Origin of the sequence: Sphingomonas sp. Leaf62, assembly GCF_001421915.1 — a bacterium.
Taxonomy (GTDB): domain Bacteria; phylum Pseudomonadota; class Alphaproteobacteria; order Sphingomonadales; family Sphingomonadaceae; genus Sphingomonas.
Window position 1 is genome coordinate 26,055 of the sequence record NZ_LMLN01000031.1, and the last position, 18,340, is coordinate 44,394.

An 18,340-nucleotide genomic window follows, 5' to 3' on the forward strand; every position below is an offset into this window, starting at 1 on the left:
GGTGATGATCCATTTCCGCGTTCAACGCGCGCTCGGTCAGCGCCTTCTTCAGGGCGTCGAGCAAGCCACCCTGCGCCAGGGCCGTGCCAGCGTCACCCCCGGCCAACAGCTGATCCAGAAGCTCATTCGGTATCGCAGGCTCTTTGCGTCGAGACATATCGGGGCTCCTCCTTTCCCGTTATGCCCGTCCGCACACGAAATTCCTGACAGTCCCGGTAGCGGCGCTTGTCATACCTGATCGGCTCGTTGCGTGATCGCCGACCCGGGATGCATGGCTGGATGCCCTTTGCTTGGAGAGCGTCCCTGAACCAGTCGGCGTCATAGCCACGATCGCCAAGTAGCCACTGCGCCTTGGGCATGTCGTCGAGCAGCGCTGCCGCTCCGGTGTAGTCGCTGACCTGGCCAGCGGTCATGAAGAAGCTCAAAGGTCGGCCGTTCGCGTCGGCGACGGCGTGAAGCTTGGTGTTCATGCCGCCCTTGGTGCGCCCGATCAGGCGGCCAAGATCCCCTTTTTTACCCGCAGGCTCGAGGCCGTGCGGTGCGCCTTCAGGTAAGTCGCGTCGATCATGACCGTCTTCGGCTCGGCACCTTTCGCCGCCAACCCCTCCATCATGCGCGTGAACACGCCTGCCTCACCCCAGCGCTTCCATGAACCGCCCCGGGTTTGTCGGAGGCTCCAACTCCTGAGAAGGTGGAGCCTGTATGAGCAAGACGACGAACAAGTTTGCGCCTGAGGTCCGCGAGCGCGCGGTGCGGATGGTGCTCGACCACGAGCGCGATCACCCGTCGCGGTGGGCAGCGGTGGTGTCGATCGCCGAGAAGATCGGCTGCGTGCCGCAGACGCTTCACGAGTGGCTGAAGAAGGCCGAGGTCGACAGCGGCAAGCGTGCCGGCGTGCCGACCGAGGTCGCCGACAAGATGAAGGCGTTGGAGCGCGAAGTCCGCGAGCTGCGGCAGGCCAACGAGATCCTGCGCAAGGCGTCCGCATATTTTGCCCAGGCGGAGCTCGACCGCCCGTTTCGGCGATGATCGCCTTTATCGACGATCATCGCGCAACCTATGGGGTCGAGCCGATCTGTCGCGTCCTGCCGATCGCCCCATCGACGTATTTCGAACGTGTCGCGCAGCGACAGAATTCGATGCGCCTGTCGGCGCGGGCACAGCGGGATCAGGCGCTTAAGCCTGAAGTCGCGCGCGTGTTCGCCGAGAACTTCGCGGTTTACGGTGTGCGCAAAGTTTGGCGGCAGATGATGCGGGAAGGCTTTCCGGTCGCCCGCTGCACCGTCGAGCGGCTGATGCGCGAGATGGGTCTGGCAGGCGTGATTCGGGGCAAGCCGGTTCGCACCACCATCAGCGACAAAGCTGCGCCGTGCCCGCTCGACCACGTCAACCGCCAGTTCCGGGCGCCGGCGCCGGACAGGCTATGGGTGTCGGACTTCACCTACGTCGCGACCTGGGCTGGGTTCATCTACGTCGCCTTCGTCATAGACACCTATGCCAGGCGGATCGTCGGCTGGCGGGCCAGCAGGACGGCGCATGCCAGCTTCGTCCTCGATGCGCTCGAGCAGGCGCTTCACGACCGCCGGCCGGTTCACCGTGGCGGACTGGTCCACCATAGCGACCGCGGGTCGCAAGGCGGATTCAACCGGTCGTCGCAACGCTTCGAAATGGAGGCGTGGGATGGACACCAAGAAGCGGCGTTCGAGCCGATGCACCCGAGCGCAATTACGGTCTCCCGGACGGCCGCCGGTCGCCAATCGGGAAGAGCGTGAACTGTTCTGGCGGTATGTAGCTGCCGGGGTGAGCAGCGAGGCGGCCGCGGTGAAGGCAGGAGCGTCACAACCGGTTGGCAGCCGCTGGTTTCGGGAGGCAGGCGGGATGCCACCTGCGGCTTTCAGGCCATCGGCCAAGCCGTTGTCGGGCAGATACCTGTCGCTGGCGGAACGCGAGGAGATCGCATTGCTGCTGGTCCAGGGGCATGGCGTGTGCGAAATCGCGCGTCGGCTCGGTCGCGCGGCTTCGACCATCTCGCGTGAGATTCGGCGCAATGCCGCAACCCGCAGTGGTAGCTTCGACTATCGTGCGACGACGGCGCAGTGGCATGCCGAGCGGGCAGCACGCCGTCCCAAGGTCGCCAGGCTTGCCGCCAACGAACCGCTGCGACGCTGGGTGGAGGATCGGTTGAGCGGTGCCGTTGCCAAACCCGGAGGGACACCTGTCGATGGTCCGCCGGTGGCATCCTGGAAAGGACGACGACATGGACCGCGCCAGAACCGGCGCTGGTCAACGGCATGGAGTCCGGAGCAGATTGCCGGGCGTCTGCCCATCGACTTTCCGGACGACGACAGCATGCGCATCAGCCACGAAGCCATCTACCAGGCGCTGTTCGTGCAAGGACGTGGCGCCCTGCGTCGTGAGCTCACCGCATGCCTACGCAGTGGACGGACATTACGCGCGCCGCGGGCGCGGGTCGGCCAGCGTGGCAAGAGTTTCGTATTGCCCGAGATCATGATCAGCGAGCGCCCGGCCGAAGCGGATGACCGGGCGGTGCCGGGGCACTGGGAAGGCGACCTCATCCTCGGGCTTGGCAGCTCGGCGATCGGCACGCTGGTCGAGCGTACGACGCGCTTCACGATGCTGCTGCATTTGCCGCGCATGGAAGGTCACGATGGCAAGCCGCGCATCAAGAACGGACCGGCGCTGGCCGGGCACGGTGCCGCCGCGGTGCGGGATGCCATCACGCGCACCATCACCACCTTGCCCGAGGAACTGCGCCGCTCGCTCACATGGGATCAGGGCGCAGAGATGGCACAGCACGCCCGTCTCAAGATCGATGCCGGCGTGCAGGTCTATTTCTGCGATCCGCAAAGCCCGTGGCAGCGCGGCACCAACGAGAACACCAACGGGCTCCTGCGCCAGTACTTCCCCAAGGGCACTGACCTCAGCGCACATGGCGCCGACACACTCGCCGCCGTTGCCGCGACCCTCAATGGCAGACCCCGAAAAACGCTGGGCTGGAAAACACCGGCAGAGGCGCTTGACCAATGCCTCGCCTCAATCAACAAACAGCCCGTTGCGACGACCGGTTGAATCCGCCCAATACGTGTCCATCAAGTACACCGAGCGCCTTGCCGAGGCCGGGATCGAACCCTCCGTCGGCAGCGTCGGCGACAGCTACGACAACGCTTTGGCCGAGACGATCAACGGCCTCTACAAGGCCGAGGTGATCCATCGGCGCGGGCCGTGGCGCAGCTTCGAAGCCGTCGAGTACGCTACCCTCGAATGGGTCGACTGGTTCAACCATCGCCGGCTGCTCGAACCCATCGGCAACATCCCGCCTGCCGAAGCCGAAGAGCTATATTATGCTGCCGCGGAGAACATCGATATGGCAGCGTGACTCACAACCCAGCGCCTCCGGCAAACCCGGCGCGGTTCAAACAAACTAAGCTGCACGACATTGAGATGAGTCTGCGGCGGATTGAGCATATCCTTGCGGTCGAGCGAGCGGCCCTGTCGTTCAACGATGTTGTGATCGCCGCGGGCAAGACCGAAGCTGCTAAGATCCTTCGCAGTTCGCTTGGTGAGAAGGCGGCCGATGCCGCTGATGCGCGCCAACGCGTTGACAAGCATCGAGATACAATGACCAGTCTCACTAGTTCCAAGCGGAGCGGAGAGATTCTGAAATTCTACCGCGCGCTTCTCGCTAGATATGCCTTCGACCTCGATGTCGCGCTCGAGCAGGACGGCGCGCAATCCATACATCGTATCCAGGCCGCGCGTGGCAGCGAGGGACCTCGTGGTCTGCTGGCATACTACTACTCGTTTCTGCGGACCCGCTATCAGTATGCGACCGCTACGGCCTTTCCCATTGTGATCGACGCCCCCAATCAGCAGGGTCAGGACGCGGTGCACCTGCCGCAGATGCTGAAGTTCATCTTCGAGCAGGCGCCGGCCGATGCGCAGGTCATTGTCGCCGTCGAGGAGGCGTCGCAGGGCCTGCCGGACGATGTAGACATCCGATCCTATGGCGTGCAGCGGAGGCAAGTGCTACGCGAAGCCGAGTTCGATGAGGTCAACGAAAGGTTCGCTGTTTACACTCGCCAGCTGCTGGTGTGATGGTGCGGCTAGCTAAAACTATGGCATATCTCGTTCTAAAGGGCGCTTAAAGTCACCGTTGTCTAATCGCCACGCCTTTTGCCATTCTGCGCTGTCGGTCTGGCAACCGATGAATATCTGATCCTGACGGAAGCTGCCGTTCGATCTATCGCTCTGGAACGACGGAAAAGTCCCAGGCTTCGCCGTTCCAGCGGCGATGCAGGGCAATCACGCACATCTGAATGAACGTCGGGACTTGGGGAGGCGAATAGGAGCCAGGAATGGCGGATATTGGGTCTACCAGTAGCTCGTGACTCGCGTGGCGGCACAAACTTTCCACCTTCAGTTTAGCAATTAAAGCACCGCCAAAAGGACGCGCGCCTAAGATGTCGACGTCGACATTTTTGGTTGACCCCTACCGACGGGTACCCGATTAGAAACGGGAAACGACAGAAAACGAAATCCGGAGAGGCAAAGGCCATGTTTCCAACTGACGGCGGCCGCTGGTTTGCGACCGGTTTGGCGATGGCGTTTGGGGTCGCACCGGCGCCTGCACAGCAACCCGTCCCGTCGATTCACTGGACGTTCGACCAGCTTGAGACGGGGGCGACATTCGAAACGCAGTTTCCCGAACCGGATTTCGTGCCCGGCGTCACCGGCAGGGCGTGGCGCAGCGACGGTTTCTCGAGCCGGGTGTCGGCACCGCTCACGCTGTCCGCCGAACGGGGGTTCACGTTCGACACATGGATGGTGCTGGAAAGCTATCCCTCGGGCGACGAGAAACCGGTGAGCGAACAGGTTACCGCGTCCATCGCGCAACAGGCGTCGAAGGGGCACGGTTTCGACCTGCATATCGATCCCTTCGGCCGCTGGGGCCTGAAGGTTGCGACGAGCCGCGGTACCGTCGAGGTCGTCGCGCCGGGGGTGTTTCCGCTGTACGCCTGGACCCGCGTCTCAGCATCCTATGATCCCCGGATCGGACGGGCCACGCTGTATCTCGATGGCAAGGAGATCGCGCGCACGGACAAGGGGCGATCGGCTCCGTTCCGCCCGGCGACGACTGATTTCCAGATTGCGCATAGCTGGCGACCGGCACCGCTGCTCGTCTTCAACATCAACGGCCTGAACGCCGCCTATGACGAGGTCCGCGTGTTCGGCGATGCTGTCGCGATCAATGCAGGCCGGGCGCGCCGGGGGTCGTTGCCGTCGGCGGCGGAGTCGCTACGGGTTCCCGCCTCGCGCTTCGCCAGCGACCTGCAACGGCCGTCCTATCACGCGATGCCGCAGGCGAACTGGACCAACGAACCGCACGGGCTCGTCCGGCGCGGCGATACGTGGCACATGTTCTATCAGCGGACGCCCAATGGCCCGTTCAAGACGATGATGACATGGGGGCATTTGAAGAGCGACGATCTCGTCCACTGGACCGATCTGCCGATCGCGCTTTATCCCGAACTTCAGACGCCGAGCTTCGGCTTCGACATGAAGGGTATCTGGTCCGGTGATGTCGTCAACGGTCCCGGCGGGCTCGGCATCGCCTTCTACACCAGCGTCAATTACAGTCCCAACCTCTTCAATCCCGGCATATCGATGGCGATCAGCGACGATCCCGATCTGATCCGCTGGAAGAAGGTCGGCCCGCTGCTCGACCGGACCGGGGTGGCCGATTTCCGCGATCCCTATGTCTGGTTCGAAGGGACGACGGCGCACATGATCGTCGGCGCGGCGCTTGGTGGATCAGGCGGGCTTGCCTATTATCGTTGCGACAATCTTGCCGACCGTGGCTGCTGGAAGCGGCAGCCGTCATTCGCCCCGTTCGCGAAAATGGACGTCGGATCGGACATCTGGGAAATGCCGGTGTTCGAAAAGATCGCGGCCGACCGGTACATCCTCGTTGCCAACCCGATCGGCGGCGCGGTCGGCAAATATGCGACGCCTGCTACGCGCGGTGTCTATTGGGTGGGAACATGGGACGGCAAGGCGTTCCGGCCGCTTGATCCGAAGCCCCGGATGCTCGACGTCCTGCCGGGCCACCTCAGCCCAACGATCGACAAGGACAAGGACGGCCGGATCACCGCGATCGGCATCGTCGACGAACGCCGGACGCCCGAGGCGCAGCTTCGCGCCGGATGGGCGCATACGTTCAGCCTGCCGCGCCTGTGGCGGTTGATGTCCGACGGCCGGACGCTCGGCCAGTCGCCGCTGCCCGGACTCGCGACGCTGCGCGACGCGGGGTCGATGCTAGACAGGGGTGTGGCTGTGGCAGGAGACGTGGGGGTTGGCGACCTCGGCAGCGCGGTCGAGATCGAGGCGACCTTCGACGAAGCGCCCCGATCCGGTCCCTTCGGCCTGACCATCGCCCAATCGGCCGATGGGCGCGAGGTGACGCGCATCGTGTACGACCCCGCCGCACGGGAACTCATTCTCGACAAGCGGCGATCGACGCTGGGCAAGGATCAGGAAGGGCCGCAGCTGCTGCGCGGCGGCTATGATGTGCAGGCGTTCGGGGAACCGCGCCGGTTTCATGTGTTCATCGACCATTCGGTCGTCGACGTGTTCATCAACGATGCGGCGGCCTTTTCCTTCCGCATCTATCCGACGCTGGCGGATGCGAGCCGGTTCGGAGTGACCGCACTGGTCCCGGCAAAGGCACAGGTAAAGGCATGGCGGATGAACTCCGCCCCGATCCGGTAAGCCAGTCCCGGCGGAATCAGGCGGACTGGCGTCGGACCAGCGGGCAGGGCAGCCGTTCGACCAGCGGCTGTTCGTCCTCGCCCGCCAGTAGCGCGAACAGCTTGTCGGCGGCGCGGATGCCGATATCGTAATAGGGCAGGGCGACCGTCGTCAGCGGCGGGACCACGCGTTCGGAGATCATCTTGAAATCGTCGAAGCCGACGACCGCCACCTGGTCAGGCACCGCCAGGCCGAGTTGCGCTGCGGCGAACAGGCATTGCATCGCGATCTCGTCGTTGCCAGCAAGGATGATGGTCGGGCGATCCGCCGCCGGTACCGACAGCAGTTCGTGCGCGACCGCGAAGGCTCGCGTTTCCTCGGCATCCAGCGGGCCGGAAATGCCGGGCCTGATCCAGTCGGGACGCGGTGCGATTCCGGCTTCCGCCAGAGCCCGGTCGAACCCCTGCCGGCGTAGTTCGGCGGCGAGGATGATCGGGTTGAGCGTCACGAAGGCGATCCGCTCGTGCCCCTGATCGATCGCGTGGCGCGCGGCGCGATATCCCCCTTCGACATCGTCGGGGACGACGGCGGCGACGTCGTCGCGGCCGGCGGCGAAACAGTTGACCAGCACCGTCGGGATGCGGTGCGCCTCCGGGTCGAACGCCGTCGCATGATGGTACATCGTGGCGTACAGGACACCGTCGATCCGGTGTTCCTGAAACGTCCGCCAGATCTTCGCCTCGCCGTCGTCCGATCCCGACGTATTGGCGATCAGCAGGCTCTGGCTGGCACGCGACACCCGGTCCTGCACCCCTCGAATGATTTCTACCGAATTCGGTGTCGTCGACACCACGTCGGTGATGAGGCCGATCACCCCCGACCGGTTCGTCCGCACCATGCGCGCGGCAAGGTTGGGGATGTAGTTCAGCGCATCGATCGCCTCCATCACGCGCGCGCGTGTCTTGCCGCTGATGTTGGGTTCGCCATTCACCACCCGCGACACCGTACGGTCGGACACGCCCGCTCGCGCTGCAACGTCCCTGATGGTCTGCAACCTGTTTCCCTTCGTCCTCGCCGACGTCACCGTAGCGCATGCGGCATGTCCCGCCATCCCATTGTCGACGTCGACATTTTGTAATTGACGACGTCGACAATTTTGTGCTGTACGATGTGTATCGTCGGGAACCGGCGAAAAGAGCCGCATGAAAAGCGGCATTCGGAGGGGAAATATGGCTAACCGGATCGCGCGTTCCTTGACTCTGCTTTCGGCGACGGCGTCGTCGCTGGCGTTCGCTGCCACGGCTTCGGCGCAATCGGCGGCCGTCCCGCCGCAGCCGGCCCCGGTCGCACAGGATGCCGAACCGCCCGCTGGCGATCAGGAAGCGTCACTGGGCGACATCGTCGTCACCGGCGTCAGCCGCAAGACGCGCGAGCTGGACGCCACCTTCACGATCAATACGTTGAACCAAGCCGATATCCAGCGCCTCGCGCCGATCAGCACCGCCGATCTGCTGAACAACATACCCGGCTTCTTCGCCGAGGGCAGCACGGCGGGCGAGCGTAGCAACAACATCACCGTGCGCGGCCTGCCGAGCAGCGGCTATCGCTATGCGCCGCAGCTGGTCGACGGGATGCCGGTGTTTCAGGATTCGGACGTGCCGTTCGCCAACAGCGACGTGTTCTTCTCGACCGACCTGATGACCGACCGGGTCGAGGCGATCAAGGGCGGGCCGGGCGGTACGCTGTATTCCAACGGTCTGGGCGGTGTGGTGAACTATATCACCAAGACCGGCGGCGACCGGTTCGCGGGTGGCTACAAGCTGGAACTGGCCGATTACGGCTTCATCCGCAACGACCTCTATCTGTCGGGACCGATCACCGAGAACCTGCATTTCGCGATCGGCGGCTTCTACCGCACGTCGCAGGGCCTGCGGGATACCGGCTACACCGCCGATCAGGGCGGTCAGATCCGCGGCAACCTGACCTATGACAGTCCCGACGGCACCACCCGCGCCGCCCTGTACGCCACGGTGCTGAACGACCGGTCGGCGGTCTATAACAACATCCCCGTCCAGGTGCCGGGGTTCAGCGCGCCCGGCACGGTCGACGATCCGATCCGGATCAAATCGGGATCGGTTCGCCCGATCGGCATCAATTTCCAGGACGGCACGCTGCTGTCGCGCAGCAACCGCTACATCACGCAAATCAACAACGACGGCAACGTCACCAGTGCCGATCTGGCGGATGGCATCCATCCGCAATTCACGACGCTGGCCGCGACCTTCTCGAAGGATTTCGGCGATGGCTGGCGGGTCAACGTGAAGGCGAACTATGTCAACGGGACCAGCGGGTTCAACGCGCTGTTCGCAGGGAATGACGCGTCCACTGCCGCCTCGTTCCTGAGCAACCGCTATATCGGTGACTTCCTGCAACCCGCCTTCGACGCGAATTTCCAGGTGGCGGAGGGGACACCGAACAACGCGTCGCCCTACAACCGCAACGTCCTTGCCGCCTATTTCAATCCGCTCGGCGCCGCCGCGTTCGATGCGCAGTATCGTCAGCCGCTGATCGCGTCGGGGTTCAGCAATTTCGAGGCGCTGCGCGCGCAATATGGCAATCAGCAGACCATCGCCGGACCGGGGGCGCGGCTCGGCGCGTTCAACGTGCGCGATGGACAGGCGATCGCCGCCGACAGCAACCTGAGCTTCCAGATCCCGTGGATCGTACGATCGAAACTGCGCAGCGCGACGCAGGATTTTCAGGTGCAGAAGGATTTCGAGCTGTTCGGCAGCCACAGCCTGACGGTTGGCGGCTATCACAGCACCAATTCGGACAGTTATGATTTTCAGGCGTCGCTGATCGTCACGACGCTGGCCGATCCGTCGGAACTGGTCGATATCTATTTGGTCAACGCCGCCGGTGCGAAGGTCGCGCCGCTGACGCTGAACGGCAGCTTCATTCCGGGTTTCTACGGCAATGCGGTCGATGGCGATGCCGAGAATTTCGCCGGCTATGTCCTCGATCATTGGGAAGCGTTCGACCGCAAGCTCAAAATCGACGCAGGTTTCCGGTGGGAGACCGAGCAGATGAACGTGCGCTTCCGCAACCGCAACTGCTGCACCAGCTTCTTTCCCGGCGGCGCGACGAGCGGGAACCGCGCCTATACCAACAACCAGACGCTGGGGCCGCCGCAATTCTTCAATGACCGGTTCAGCGCCAGCGGATGGACGATCGGCGCGAACTATGCTTTGCGCGACAACCTTGCGATCTATGCGCTAGGATCGCGTTCGTTCCGGTTGCCCAGCCTGAACGACGGCATCGCCTTCGCCCAGACCGCGCCGCTTGCCGACCCGGTCGAGCGCATCACCCAGATCGAGGGCGGGGCGCGGTTCCAGTCGCGGCTGTTCGACATGTCGATCGCTGGTTTCTACAACAAGTTCACGCCGCGCACGCTCATCAACGTCTATCAGGATATCGCCGCGCCGAGCTGCACCGCCGGGGGAGCGACCGCGACGCCCGCGACGATCACCCAGTGCCCGACGATCAACGAACCCTATTCCTATGGATCGACCAACTACGGCACCGAGATACAGGCGACGCTGCGTCCGGGCATTCCGGGGTTCGACGTCGACCTTAACCTCACGCTGCAAAATCCCAAGGTCGACGGGTCAGGTTTCACCATCGTCAACCAGGTCGGAAACGGCTATCAACTGACGCAGATCAGCCAAGACAACCGCCGCGTCGCACGACAGGCGGTGACGCGAATATTCGTGCGGCCGCGCTGGGACCTGAAGCCGCTGCTGAACGTGCCGGTAAAGCTGTATGGCAGCTACGAATATGAATCGTCCCGCTTCTCCACGTCGCAGGACGTGAACGTCACCATCTATCCGTCCTACTACATCGCCAATGCAGGGGCGTTGGTCGACATCAACGACCGGCTGTCGGTGCAGGTGCATGTCGCCAACCTGACCAACCAGCTGTCGTTCACTGAGGGTGATCCGCTGTTCTTCGACCTGAAGGCACCCGATGGCGTCAGCAACCGCGGCGTCGCCCGGCCGCTGTTCGGCCGGACCGCGCGCCTCATGCTGAACTATCGGTTCTGATGCGCGGCGCGACGATCGCCGGCGTGGAGGCCGGGGGCACCAAGATGCTCTGCGCGCTCGCGACGGCGGGCGGCGAGGTGCTGGAACAGACCCGCATCGCGACCGGCGAGCCGGACGGCACCTTCGCGGAGATCGCGCGGTTCTACGCGGCGGCAGTGGCACGGCATGGCCCGGTTGCAGCGGCCGGGGTCGCCAGTTTCGGTCCGCTCGATCTGGTCGAATCGTCCGCCACCTATGGCTGTCTGACAGGGACGCCCAAGCCGGGTTGGTCGGGCGTCGATATCCGTTCGGCGATCGCCGGGATCGTCGGGGCACCGACCGCGATCGACACCGACGTGAACTGCGCCGCGCTGGCGGAGATGCGGCACGGCGCGGCGCAGGGGCTCGATCGGGTCTGCTACGTCACCATCGGCACCGGGATCGGTATCGGCATCGTCGAGGGCGGACGGACCAATAGCGGTACGGGCCATCCCGAAGCCGGCCATATCCGTGTTCCGCGCGCGCCCGGCGACGACTTTGCCGGGACCTGTCCGGCACATGGGGATTGCCTGGAGGGGCTGGCGTGCGGGCCGGCGATGCAGGCGCGCTGGGGTCGTCCCGCCGAAGATCTGCCCGACGATCATGTCGGATGGCGGTTCGCCGCGCATTATTTCGCGGCGTTATGCACCAACCTGACCTATACCATTCGGCCGCAACGTATCGTCATCGGCGGTGGGGTGATGCAGCGCGCGTCGCTGCTGGCCGCCGTCCACGGCGTCTATCGGGACATGATGGCGGGGTATGCGCTCGATCCCTGCAGCGCTTCCGTCGAGACGTTCATCGTGCCGCCGCATCCCGGCGAAGTTTCTGCGGGGCTGACCGGCGCACTGGTGATGGCCAGCGGCCTAGCTGATCGGGCGGGGCGTCGTTGACGATGTGGCATCGCCTGCTCGGATCGACGATGATCGCTGCGATGCTGTCGTCCTGTTCGGCGACCGCGCCGCACGACGGCCGAACCGAACTGATCCTGTGGCGCAATCAGGTCGGCCTTCAGGAGGAGGCCGCGACCGCCTCGCTGGTCGCGCGCTTCAATGCCGCGCAGTCGAAATGGCATGTCGTGGCCCAGTCGCTGCCGCAGGGCGGCTACAGCCAGTCGATCGTCGCCGCCTCGCTTGCCGGACGGATGCCGTGCATCATGACGGTCGATAGCCCGACCGTCGCCAGCTATGCGTGGGCGGGGCATCTTCGCCCGCTCGACGCCTATGTTCCGGCCACCACGATCGCCGAGGTCGGTCCGGCAGCGGTCGGGCGGTACGGGGGCAGGGTCTATGCGCTGGGGCAGATCGATGCTGCACTGGCGATCTTTACTACCCGGCCGATCCTGCAAAGCGTCGGCGCGCGCGTGCCGACCCTCGACCGGCCATGGACCGGTGCCGAATTCCAGACGCTGCTCGAACGGTTGAAGGCAGGCGGGCGCTATCGTTACCCCCTCGATCTCGCCACGCGCGACGACAAGCCGAGCTGGTGGACCTATGCCTTCAGTCCGATGCTCCAGAGCTTCGGCAGCGACCTGATCGACCGGCGTACGATGACGAGCGCGCAGGGGACGCTCAACGGCGACGCCGCGCTCCGGTTCGGGCGCTGGTTTCAGGCGTTGTTCGCCAAGGGCCTGGTGAACCGCAAGGAACCCGACGAGAACGGCTTCGTGAAGGGTCGGTCGGCGCTGGTCTATACCGGCAACTGGTGGGCGGCCGATTACCGCACCTATGCCGGCGACGACCTGCTGATCCTGCCGCCGCCCGATTTCGGGCACGGCGTGAAGATCGGCGGGGGCAGCTGGCAGTGGGCGATCAGTCGCACCTGCGCCCATCCCGAAGGGGCCGGCGCGTTCATCCGGTTCCTGCTCCGCCCCGCCAATGTCGCGGCGATGTCCGATGCGAGCGGCGGGGTGCCCGTGACCGAGGCCGGTGCGGCTGCGACCACGGAGTTCGGGCCGGAGGGCGAGAGTCGCGTCTTCTACGACCTGACCCGGCGTTTCGCGGTCGAACGGCCGTCGACCCCGGCATTCCCGACCATCGCCAACGCCTTTACCGCCGCGATGCGCGACATCATGGACGGCGGCGACGTGCGCGATGCCCTTGACGACGCAGTGGATGATATCGACGACACGATCGCCGATAATCCCGGGTTCGCCAAGGTCCGGTCGTGAGCGCGGGTACGCGACAGTCGCGCGGGCGGATCAGCGCGCTGATCTTCGGTGGGCCGGCGATGGTCGGCCTGGGCATGTTCCTCGCGCTGCCGTTCCTGATGGCGCTGATCCTGACCTTCACCGATCAACGGCTCGTCTCGCCCGATCCCAGCCAGTTCGTCGGACTGCGCAATTACGAACGGCTCCTGTCGGTCACGGCGCTGGTCCAGGAACCGGTCGCGACCGGGGACGGCGGCAGCGTCGGTGCGTATACCCGCATTCGCGATATCACCCGCACCGATCCGGCCTATCGCGGCTATCGTCCGCTGACGTCCTTCGCGCTCGGCGAACGGCGTGTGACCGTCCTTGCCCGCGACCCGGCGTTCCTGCGCGCGCTCGGCAATACCTTCGTCTTCGCGCTGCTGGTCGTGCCGCTGCAATGCGCGATGGCGCTGGGGCTGGCGCTGCTGGTCAATGCCGGGCTGAAGGGGCAGACGCTGTTCCGCGCGGTCTATTTTTCGCCCGTCGTTATGTCGATGGTCATCGTTTCGGTCATCTGGTCTTTCCTGTTCGACAAGGATCTGGGCCTGTTCAACCAGGCGCTGTCGCTGGTGAGCTTCGGACTGATCCGGCCGATCGACTGGCTGGGCGATCCGCGCACGGCGATGCCTGCGGTCGTCATCATGTCGGCATGGCAGGGGGCGGGCTTCCAGATGCTGATCCTGCTGGCCGGGCTGCAGGGCATTTCGCAAGAGCTGTACGATGCCGCGCGGATCGACGGCGCGAATGCGTGGCAGCGGTTCCGGCACATCACCGTGCCCGGATTGCGCAACACCATCATCTTCGTCCTGATCGTGACCACGATCGCTGCCCTCGGCCTGTTTACCCAGGTCGACGTGATGACCGGCGGCGGCCCGCGCGGGTCGACCGCGACCGTGATGTTCGAAGCCGTCCGACGCGGCGTGCGCGAGCAGAACGTGTCGTACGGCGCGACGATCTCGCTGATCTACTTCGTGCTCATCACGATGTTCATCCTGATTCAGCAACTGCTGCTACGCCGCCGGGGAAGGGCCGCACGATGACGCCTTCGCAACGACAATCGATCCCGCTGCGGCTCGCGCTCTATGCGCTGATGGCCTGCACCGCGCTGGTGTTCCTGTTCCCGTTCCTGTTCATGATCGCGTCCTCGTTCAAGACGAACGACCAAATCTTCGCGGACCTCGAATCCTTCCGCGCGCTGCTGCCGGTCGGGCCGCTCACCGGACAGAATTACGCGCGTGCGTTCGAGCTGGGCAATATCGGCCATTACCTGTTCAATTCGCTGCTGGTGACCGGGATCACGGTGTCGCTCGGCCTGCTGGTCAACAGCCTTGCCGCCTTTGCGCTGGCGCGGATCGAATGGCGCGGGAAACAGGCGGTGCTGACCCTGCTGGTCATCCTGCTGGTCGTGCCGTTCGAGGTCATCAGCGTGCCGTTGATGCTGCTGGTCGCCTCCTTGCCCGGCCTCTCGATCGGTGCGGCCGGGGTCCAGATCACCAGTTCGTGGCTCGACACGCTGTATGTCCAGATCGTACCGTTCATCGCCAACGCCTTTTCGATCTACCTGTTCTACCAGTTCTTTCGCGATATCCCGAAGGATCTCGACGAAGCGGCCTATGTCGACGGCGCGACGCCGTTACAGGTGTACCGCCATGTCATCGTGCCCTCGTCGTTGCCCGTCTTTGCGACGGTGACGATCCTGCAGGGGCTGGCGATGTGGAACCAGTATCTCTGGCCGCTCATCACCGTGCCGGGGGAGGCCGCCCGCCCGCTGATGGTCGGCATGGAACAGTTTTTCGGCGCGCGGAAGACCGCATGGGGCGAGGTGATGGCCTATGCCACGCTCATCACCATGCCGGTCCTCGCCGCCTTCGTCATCTTTCAGCGATGGTTCGTCCGCAGCGTCGTCGGCAGCGGCGTCAAAGGCTGAGTAAGGATTGCAGATGCCCGCTTCCGTACAATTGCTCGAAATTCACAAAAGCTATGGCGACAACGAAGTCATCAAGGGCGTCAGCCTGACGATCGATCCGGGGGAGTTCGTCGTATTCGTCGGCCCGTCGGGGTGCGGCAAATCGACGATGCTGCGGATGATCGCCGGCCTCGAGGAAATCAGTTCGGGCGAACTGCGGTTCGACGACGTCGTCGTCAACGACTGGGACCCTGCGCGCCGCAACATCGGCATGGTGTTCCAGTCTTACGCGCTCTACCCGCACATGACGGTCGAACAGAATATCGGTTTCGGCCTGAAACTGGCGCGACGCCCCAGACGCGAACGCGCCGAACAGGTCGAGGAGGCGCTGCGCGTCCTGCAACTGACCGCGCTTCGCCATCACAAGCCGAGCGAATTGTCGGGTGGTCAGCGCCAGCGAGTGGCGATCGGTCGCGCGATCGTCCGCAAACCCAAGGTGTTCCTGTTCGATGAGCCTCTGTCGAACCTTGATGCGTCGCTGCGCGGACAGATGCGGATGGAGATCGGCAAGCTGCACCAGCGGCTGAAGAATACCGTCGTCTACGTCACTCACGATCAGGTCGAGGCGATGACGCTGGCCGATCGCATCGTCGTGTTCGAAGGAGGCCATATCCGCCAGATCGGTACCCCGCTCGATCTGTACGAACGGCCCGCCAACCGCTTCGTCGCGGCGTTCATCGGCACCCCGACCATGGGGTTCCTGCACGGTACGATCGTGGAGCAGGGCGAGCAGGGGCTGACGGTCGCGCTCGGCCCCGACGGCGCGCGGACCGTGGCGTTTCCCGCCCACCGGGGCACGCGGATCGGCGGTGCCGAGGTGACGATCGGCATCCGCCCGGAACATTGCCTGTGTCGCGCCGAGGATCAGGCGATCCAGACCGGCACGGTCGTAATGATGGAGCGACTGGGGGCGGATACCTTCGCCTTCGTCGAGGTGCCGGGTGCCGAGGCACCGATCGCGGTCCGGCTCACCCCTGCCGATCGCGGCATTGCGAACGGGCAGGCGGTCGGCCTCTCGTTCGATCCCGCCAACGTCCATCTCTTCGCCGGCGACGGGACGACGATCCCCGCCGCCGGCCGCTGACATTATTCTTGGAAACGGACATGATGACCCAGAATTCCATGGTCGATACCGCCGCGCCAGTCGGCACCGAACCCTTTCGACCGAAGCTGCATTTCACGCCCCGTCGCAACTGGATCAACGATCCGAACGGCCTCGTCTATTTCGAGGGTGAATATCATCTGTTCTATCAATATAATCCCGAAGGGCGGGAATGGGGGCATATGAGCTGGGGCCATGCCGTCAGCCCCGACCTTGCTCATTGGCAGGAATTGCCGGTCGCCATTCCCGAAACTGACCAGATGATCTTCTCTGGCAGCATCGTCGTTGATCATGCAAACACCTCGGGGCTCGGCGATGGCAAAGCTCCGGCGCTGCTCGCCTTTTACACTGCCTATGATGCAGCGCGCAGCATCCAGTCGCAGCATTTGGCGTACAGTCATGATCGCGGCCGGACGTTCAACCATTACGCCGGTAATCCGATCATCGACATGAATCACGCCGATTTCCGCGATCCCAAAGTCTTTTATCATGCGGACAGCGCGGCATGGATTATGGTGGTCGCGCTGGCGAAAGACCATGTCGTTCAGTTCTATCGCTCGACAAACCTGCTCGACTGGTCGCTGGCCGGCACATTCGGCCCCGCCGGCTCGACCGCCGGCCAATGGGAATGTCCCGACCTAATTCCCGTTCCGATCCGGGGGGAGAACGGGGCCACCGCATGGGTGCTGAAGATCGACGTCGATACCGGCTTTCTGGATGGCGGATCGGGCGCGCAATATTTCGTGGGTACCTTCGATGGCCGCACGTTCGCCGTCGATCCGGCACAAGGTAACGCCAACGGCGATCTGGTCGACTATGGCCCAGATTTCTATGCTGCTATCACGTGGGCGGAATTGCCCGACGATCGACCAGGCCCGATCTGGATCGGGTGGCAGTCGAACCATCAATCCGGTCGCTTCTATCCGACCGATCCGTGGTGCGGCGCAATGTCGCTGCCTCGGCGGCTGTTCTTGTATCCGGAGAACGGTCTCCTGCGGCTCGGTCAGATGCCGATCGTAGCGGAGCCGGCCGTACCGGTACCGGCTGCCATATCGGAGGCGGTGTCGCTCACCGGCCAGCCAATCCGGCTCGTGTCTGGAATGCGTGAGTTCCAATGCACGTTCGACCTGACCGGCCCGCGGGGACGCGCGACCATCGATATCAGGGACGCCGGCGGCAGTCTGGTTCGAATGATATTCGATCGGGATGCGCAGCACGTTGAGTTCGATCGGGCCCGGTCGTCGATGGTAAACACGCCCGAATTCGGCCGTCATACAATCGCCGACGTCGCTGGCGACACGCTAGCGGTGCAGATCCTGCTCGACGGGCCGCTGCTGGAGATATTCCTGAACCGCGGCGAACGCGTCTATACCGCGACCATTTTCCCGAATGGCGTTCCCGAACTGGCCGCCGAGGGGGTCTCGGAAGGTTGGTGGGTAGCGAGACAGCAGATCGAACCGCTCCGACCGACGATGTTCCTTTCGCGCTGACGGGAGCGCGAAGGTCGCAACAACGTGCGTCCGGGCTCCGTCAAACCAAATGCACCTTCCGGTAAGCAGGACAGGGTAGGGGGCTCCGATGCCCCGTCCGCGCAAGCCAGCCAGCCCGTTCCGCTACTTCAACTCATCGCCCGAGGTGATCCGGCTGGTAGTGCTGATGTACGTGCGTTTTCCGCTGTCGTTGCGAAATGTGGAGGACCTGCTGTTCGAACGCGGGATCGACATCTGCCATGAGACAGTGCGGCTGTGGTGGAACCGGTTCGGTCCGCTGTTCGCCGGTGACATCCGGCGGCAGCGGGTCAGCCGGATGCGGGGCTTCCGTCACTGGCGCTGGCATCTGGATGAGATGTACGTGAAGCTGAACNGAGGGTGAGGTGCTGGAGAGCTACGTCACCAAAACGCGGGACAAGGCAGCAGCACTCGCCTTCATGAAGAAGGCGCTCAGGCGTCATGGTTCACCAGAGGCGGTCACCACCGACGGGCTGCGCAGCTACGGTGCGGCGATGGACGAACTGGGCTGTCGCCAGAAGCAGGAGACCGGCCGCTGGGCCAACAACCGGGTGGAGAACAGCCGCCTTCCGTTCCGACGAAGGGAACGGGCGATGCTGCGTTTCCGCCAGATGAAGACGCTGCAAAAGTTCGCGTCGGTTCACGCCAATGTCCACAACCACTTCAGTCTCGAACGCCACCTGA

At 64.2% G+C, this 18,340-nt stretch carries 11 protein-coding genes, 6 pseudogenes and 1 other annotated feature; of the genes and pseudogenes, 14 read left to right on the plus strand and 3 right to left on the minus strand.

Going from position 1 to position 18,340, the window contains the following annotated elements; translation table 11 throughout:
• Positions 1–157, minus strand: a pseudogene (locus ASE91_RS21100) (IS256-like element ISSpwi2 family transposase); the annotation flags it as partial.
• A 25-nt stretch (positions 158–182) separates the two neighbouring features.
• Positions 183–649, minus strand: a pseudogene (locus tag ASE91_RS19060) (IS5 family transposase); the annotation flags it as partial.
• A gap of 53 nt (positions 650–702) precedes the next feature.
• Here ASE91_RS19060 and ASE91_RS18175 point away from each other — a divergent pair.
• The 5 genes and pseudogenes from ASE91_RS18175 to ASE91_RS18195 form a co-directional block, all read left to right on the plus strand.
• Positions 703–1,709 (plus strand): annotated as a pseudogene (locus tag ASE91_RS18175) (IS3 family transposase); the annotation flags it as partial.
• Positions 984–1,100: a sequence feature (AL1L pseudoknot), on the plus strand. It overlaps the preceding pseudogene by 117 nt.
• Positions 1,681–3,090: an IS30 family transposase gene (locus tag ASE91_RS18180; RefSeq protein WP_235530564.1), complete on the plus strand. Its 1,410-nt coding sequence runs from the start codon at positions 1,681–1,683 to the stop codon at positions 3,088–3,090. The pseudogene ASE91_RS18175 and the gene ASE91_RS18180, both read left to right, overlap by 29 nt.
• Positions 3,091–3,094: 4 nt before the next feature.
• Positions 3,095–3,397: pseudogene (locus tag ASE91_RS18185) on the plus strand (integrase core domain-containing protein); the annotation flags it as partial.
• Positions 3,394–4,116 carry a hypothetical protein gene (locus tag ASE91_RS18190; RefSeq protein WP_156357926.1) on the plus strand — a complete coding sequence of 241 codons (723 nt, stop codon included), beginning with the start codon at positions 3,394–3,396 and terminating at the stop codon, positions 4,114–4,116. The pseudogene ASE91_RS18185 and the gene ASE91_RS18190, both read left to right, overlap by 4 nt.
• A gap of 504 nt (positions 4,117–4,620) precedes the next feature.
• Positions 4,621–6,789 carry a GH32 C-terminal domain-containing protein gene (locus tag ASE91_RS18195; RefSeq protein WP_162233689.1) on the plus strand — a complete coding sequence of 723 codons (2,169 nt, stop codon included), beginning with the start codon at positions 4,621–4,623 and terminating at the stop codon, positions 6,787–6,789.
• 16 nt (positions 6,790–6,805) lie between these two features.
• Here ASE91_RS18195 and ASE91_RS19815 read toward each other — a convergent pair whose 3' ends face one another.
• Complete coding sequence (locus tag ASE91_RS19815; RefSeq protein ID WP_156357927.1) at positions 6,806–7,984, minus strand: LacI family DNA-binding transcriptional regulator; 1,179 nt, start codon at positions 7,982–7,984, stop codon at positions 6,806–6,808.
• Between the two features lie 37 nt (positions 7,985–8,021).
• Between ASE91_RS19815 and ASE91_RS18205 the strand changes: the two genes are divergently transcribed.
• The 9 genes and pseudogenes from ASE91_RS18205 to ASE91_RS20805 all read left to right on the plus strand — a co-directional run.
• Positions 8,022–10,871: a TonB-dependent receptor gene (locus tag ASE91_RS18205; RefSeq protein WP_156357928.1), complete on the plus strand. Its 2,850-nt coding sequence runs from the start codon at positions 8,022–8,024 to the stop codon at positions 10,869–10,871.
• On the plus strand, positions 10,871–11,782 hold the full coding sequence (locus ASE91_RS18210) for an ROK family protein (RefSeq protein WP_056628993.1): 912 nt from the start codon (positions 10,871–10,873) through the stop codon (positions 11,780–11,782). Before ASE91_RS18205 ends, ASE91_RS18210 begins: the two co-directional genes overlap by 1 nt.
• 2 nt (positions 11,783–11,784) lie before the next feature.
• Positions 11,785–13,059: an ABC transporter substrate-binding protein gene (locus ASE91_RS18215; protein ID WP_056628996.1), complete on the plus strand. Its 1,275-nt coding sequence runs from the start codon at positions 11,785–11,787 to the stop codon at positions 13,057–13,059.
• Positions 13,056–14,120, plus strand: coding sequence for a carbohydrate ABC transporter permease (locus ASE91_RS18220; protein WP_056628999.1), 1,065 nt, complete (start codon positions 13,056–13,058; stop codon positions 14,118–14,120). The genes ASE91_RS18215 and ASE91_RS18220 overlap by 4 nt, the downstream gene beginning before the upstream one ends.
• A complete protein-coding gene (locus tag ASE91_RS18225) occupies positions 14,117–15,007 on the plus strand; it encodes a carbohydrate ABC transporter permease (RefSeq protein ID WP_056629001.1) in 891 nt (296 codons plus the stop codon). The genes ASE91_RS18220 and ASE91_RS18225 overlap by 4 nt, the downstream gene beginning before the upstream one ends.
• Positions 15,008–15,020: 13 nt before the next feature.
• Complete coding sequence (locus tag ASE91_RS18230) at positions 15,021–16,130, plus strand: ABC transporter ATP-binding protein (RefSeq protein ID WP_056629003.1); 1,110 nt, start codon at positions 15,021–15,023, stop codon at positions 16,128–16,130.
• A gap of 38 nt (positions 16,131–16,168) precedes the next feature.
• Positions 16,169–17,638 (plus strand): glycoside hydrolase family 32 protein, encoded by a 1,470-nt coding sequence (locus ASE91_RS18235; RefSeq protein ID WP_235530566.1) that lies wholly within the window; start codon positions 16,169–16,171, stop codon positions 17,636–17,638.
• 88 nt (positions 17,639–17,726) lie between these two features.
• Positions 17,727–18,011 (plus strand): annotated as a pseudogene (locus ASE91_RS20800) (IS6 family transposase); the annotation flags it as partial.
• 1 nt (position 18,012) lies between these two features.
• Positions 18,013–18,340, plus strand: a pseudogene (locus ASE91_RS20805) (DDE-type integrase/transposase/recombinase); the annotation flags it as partial.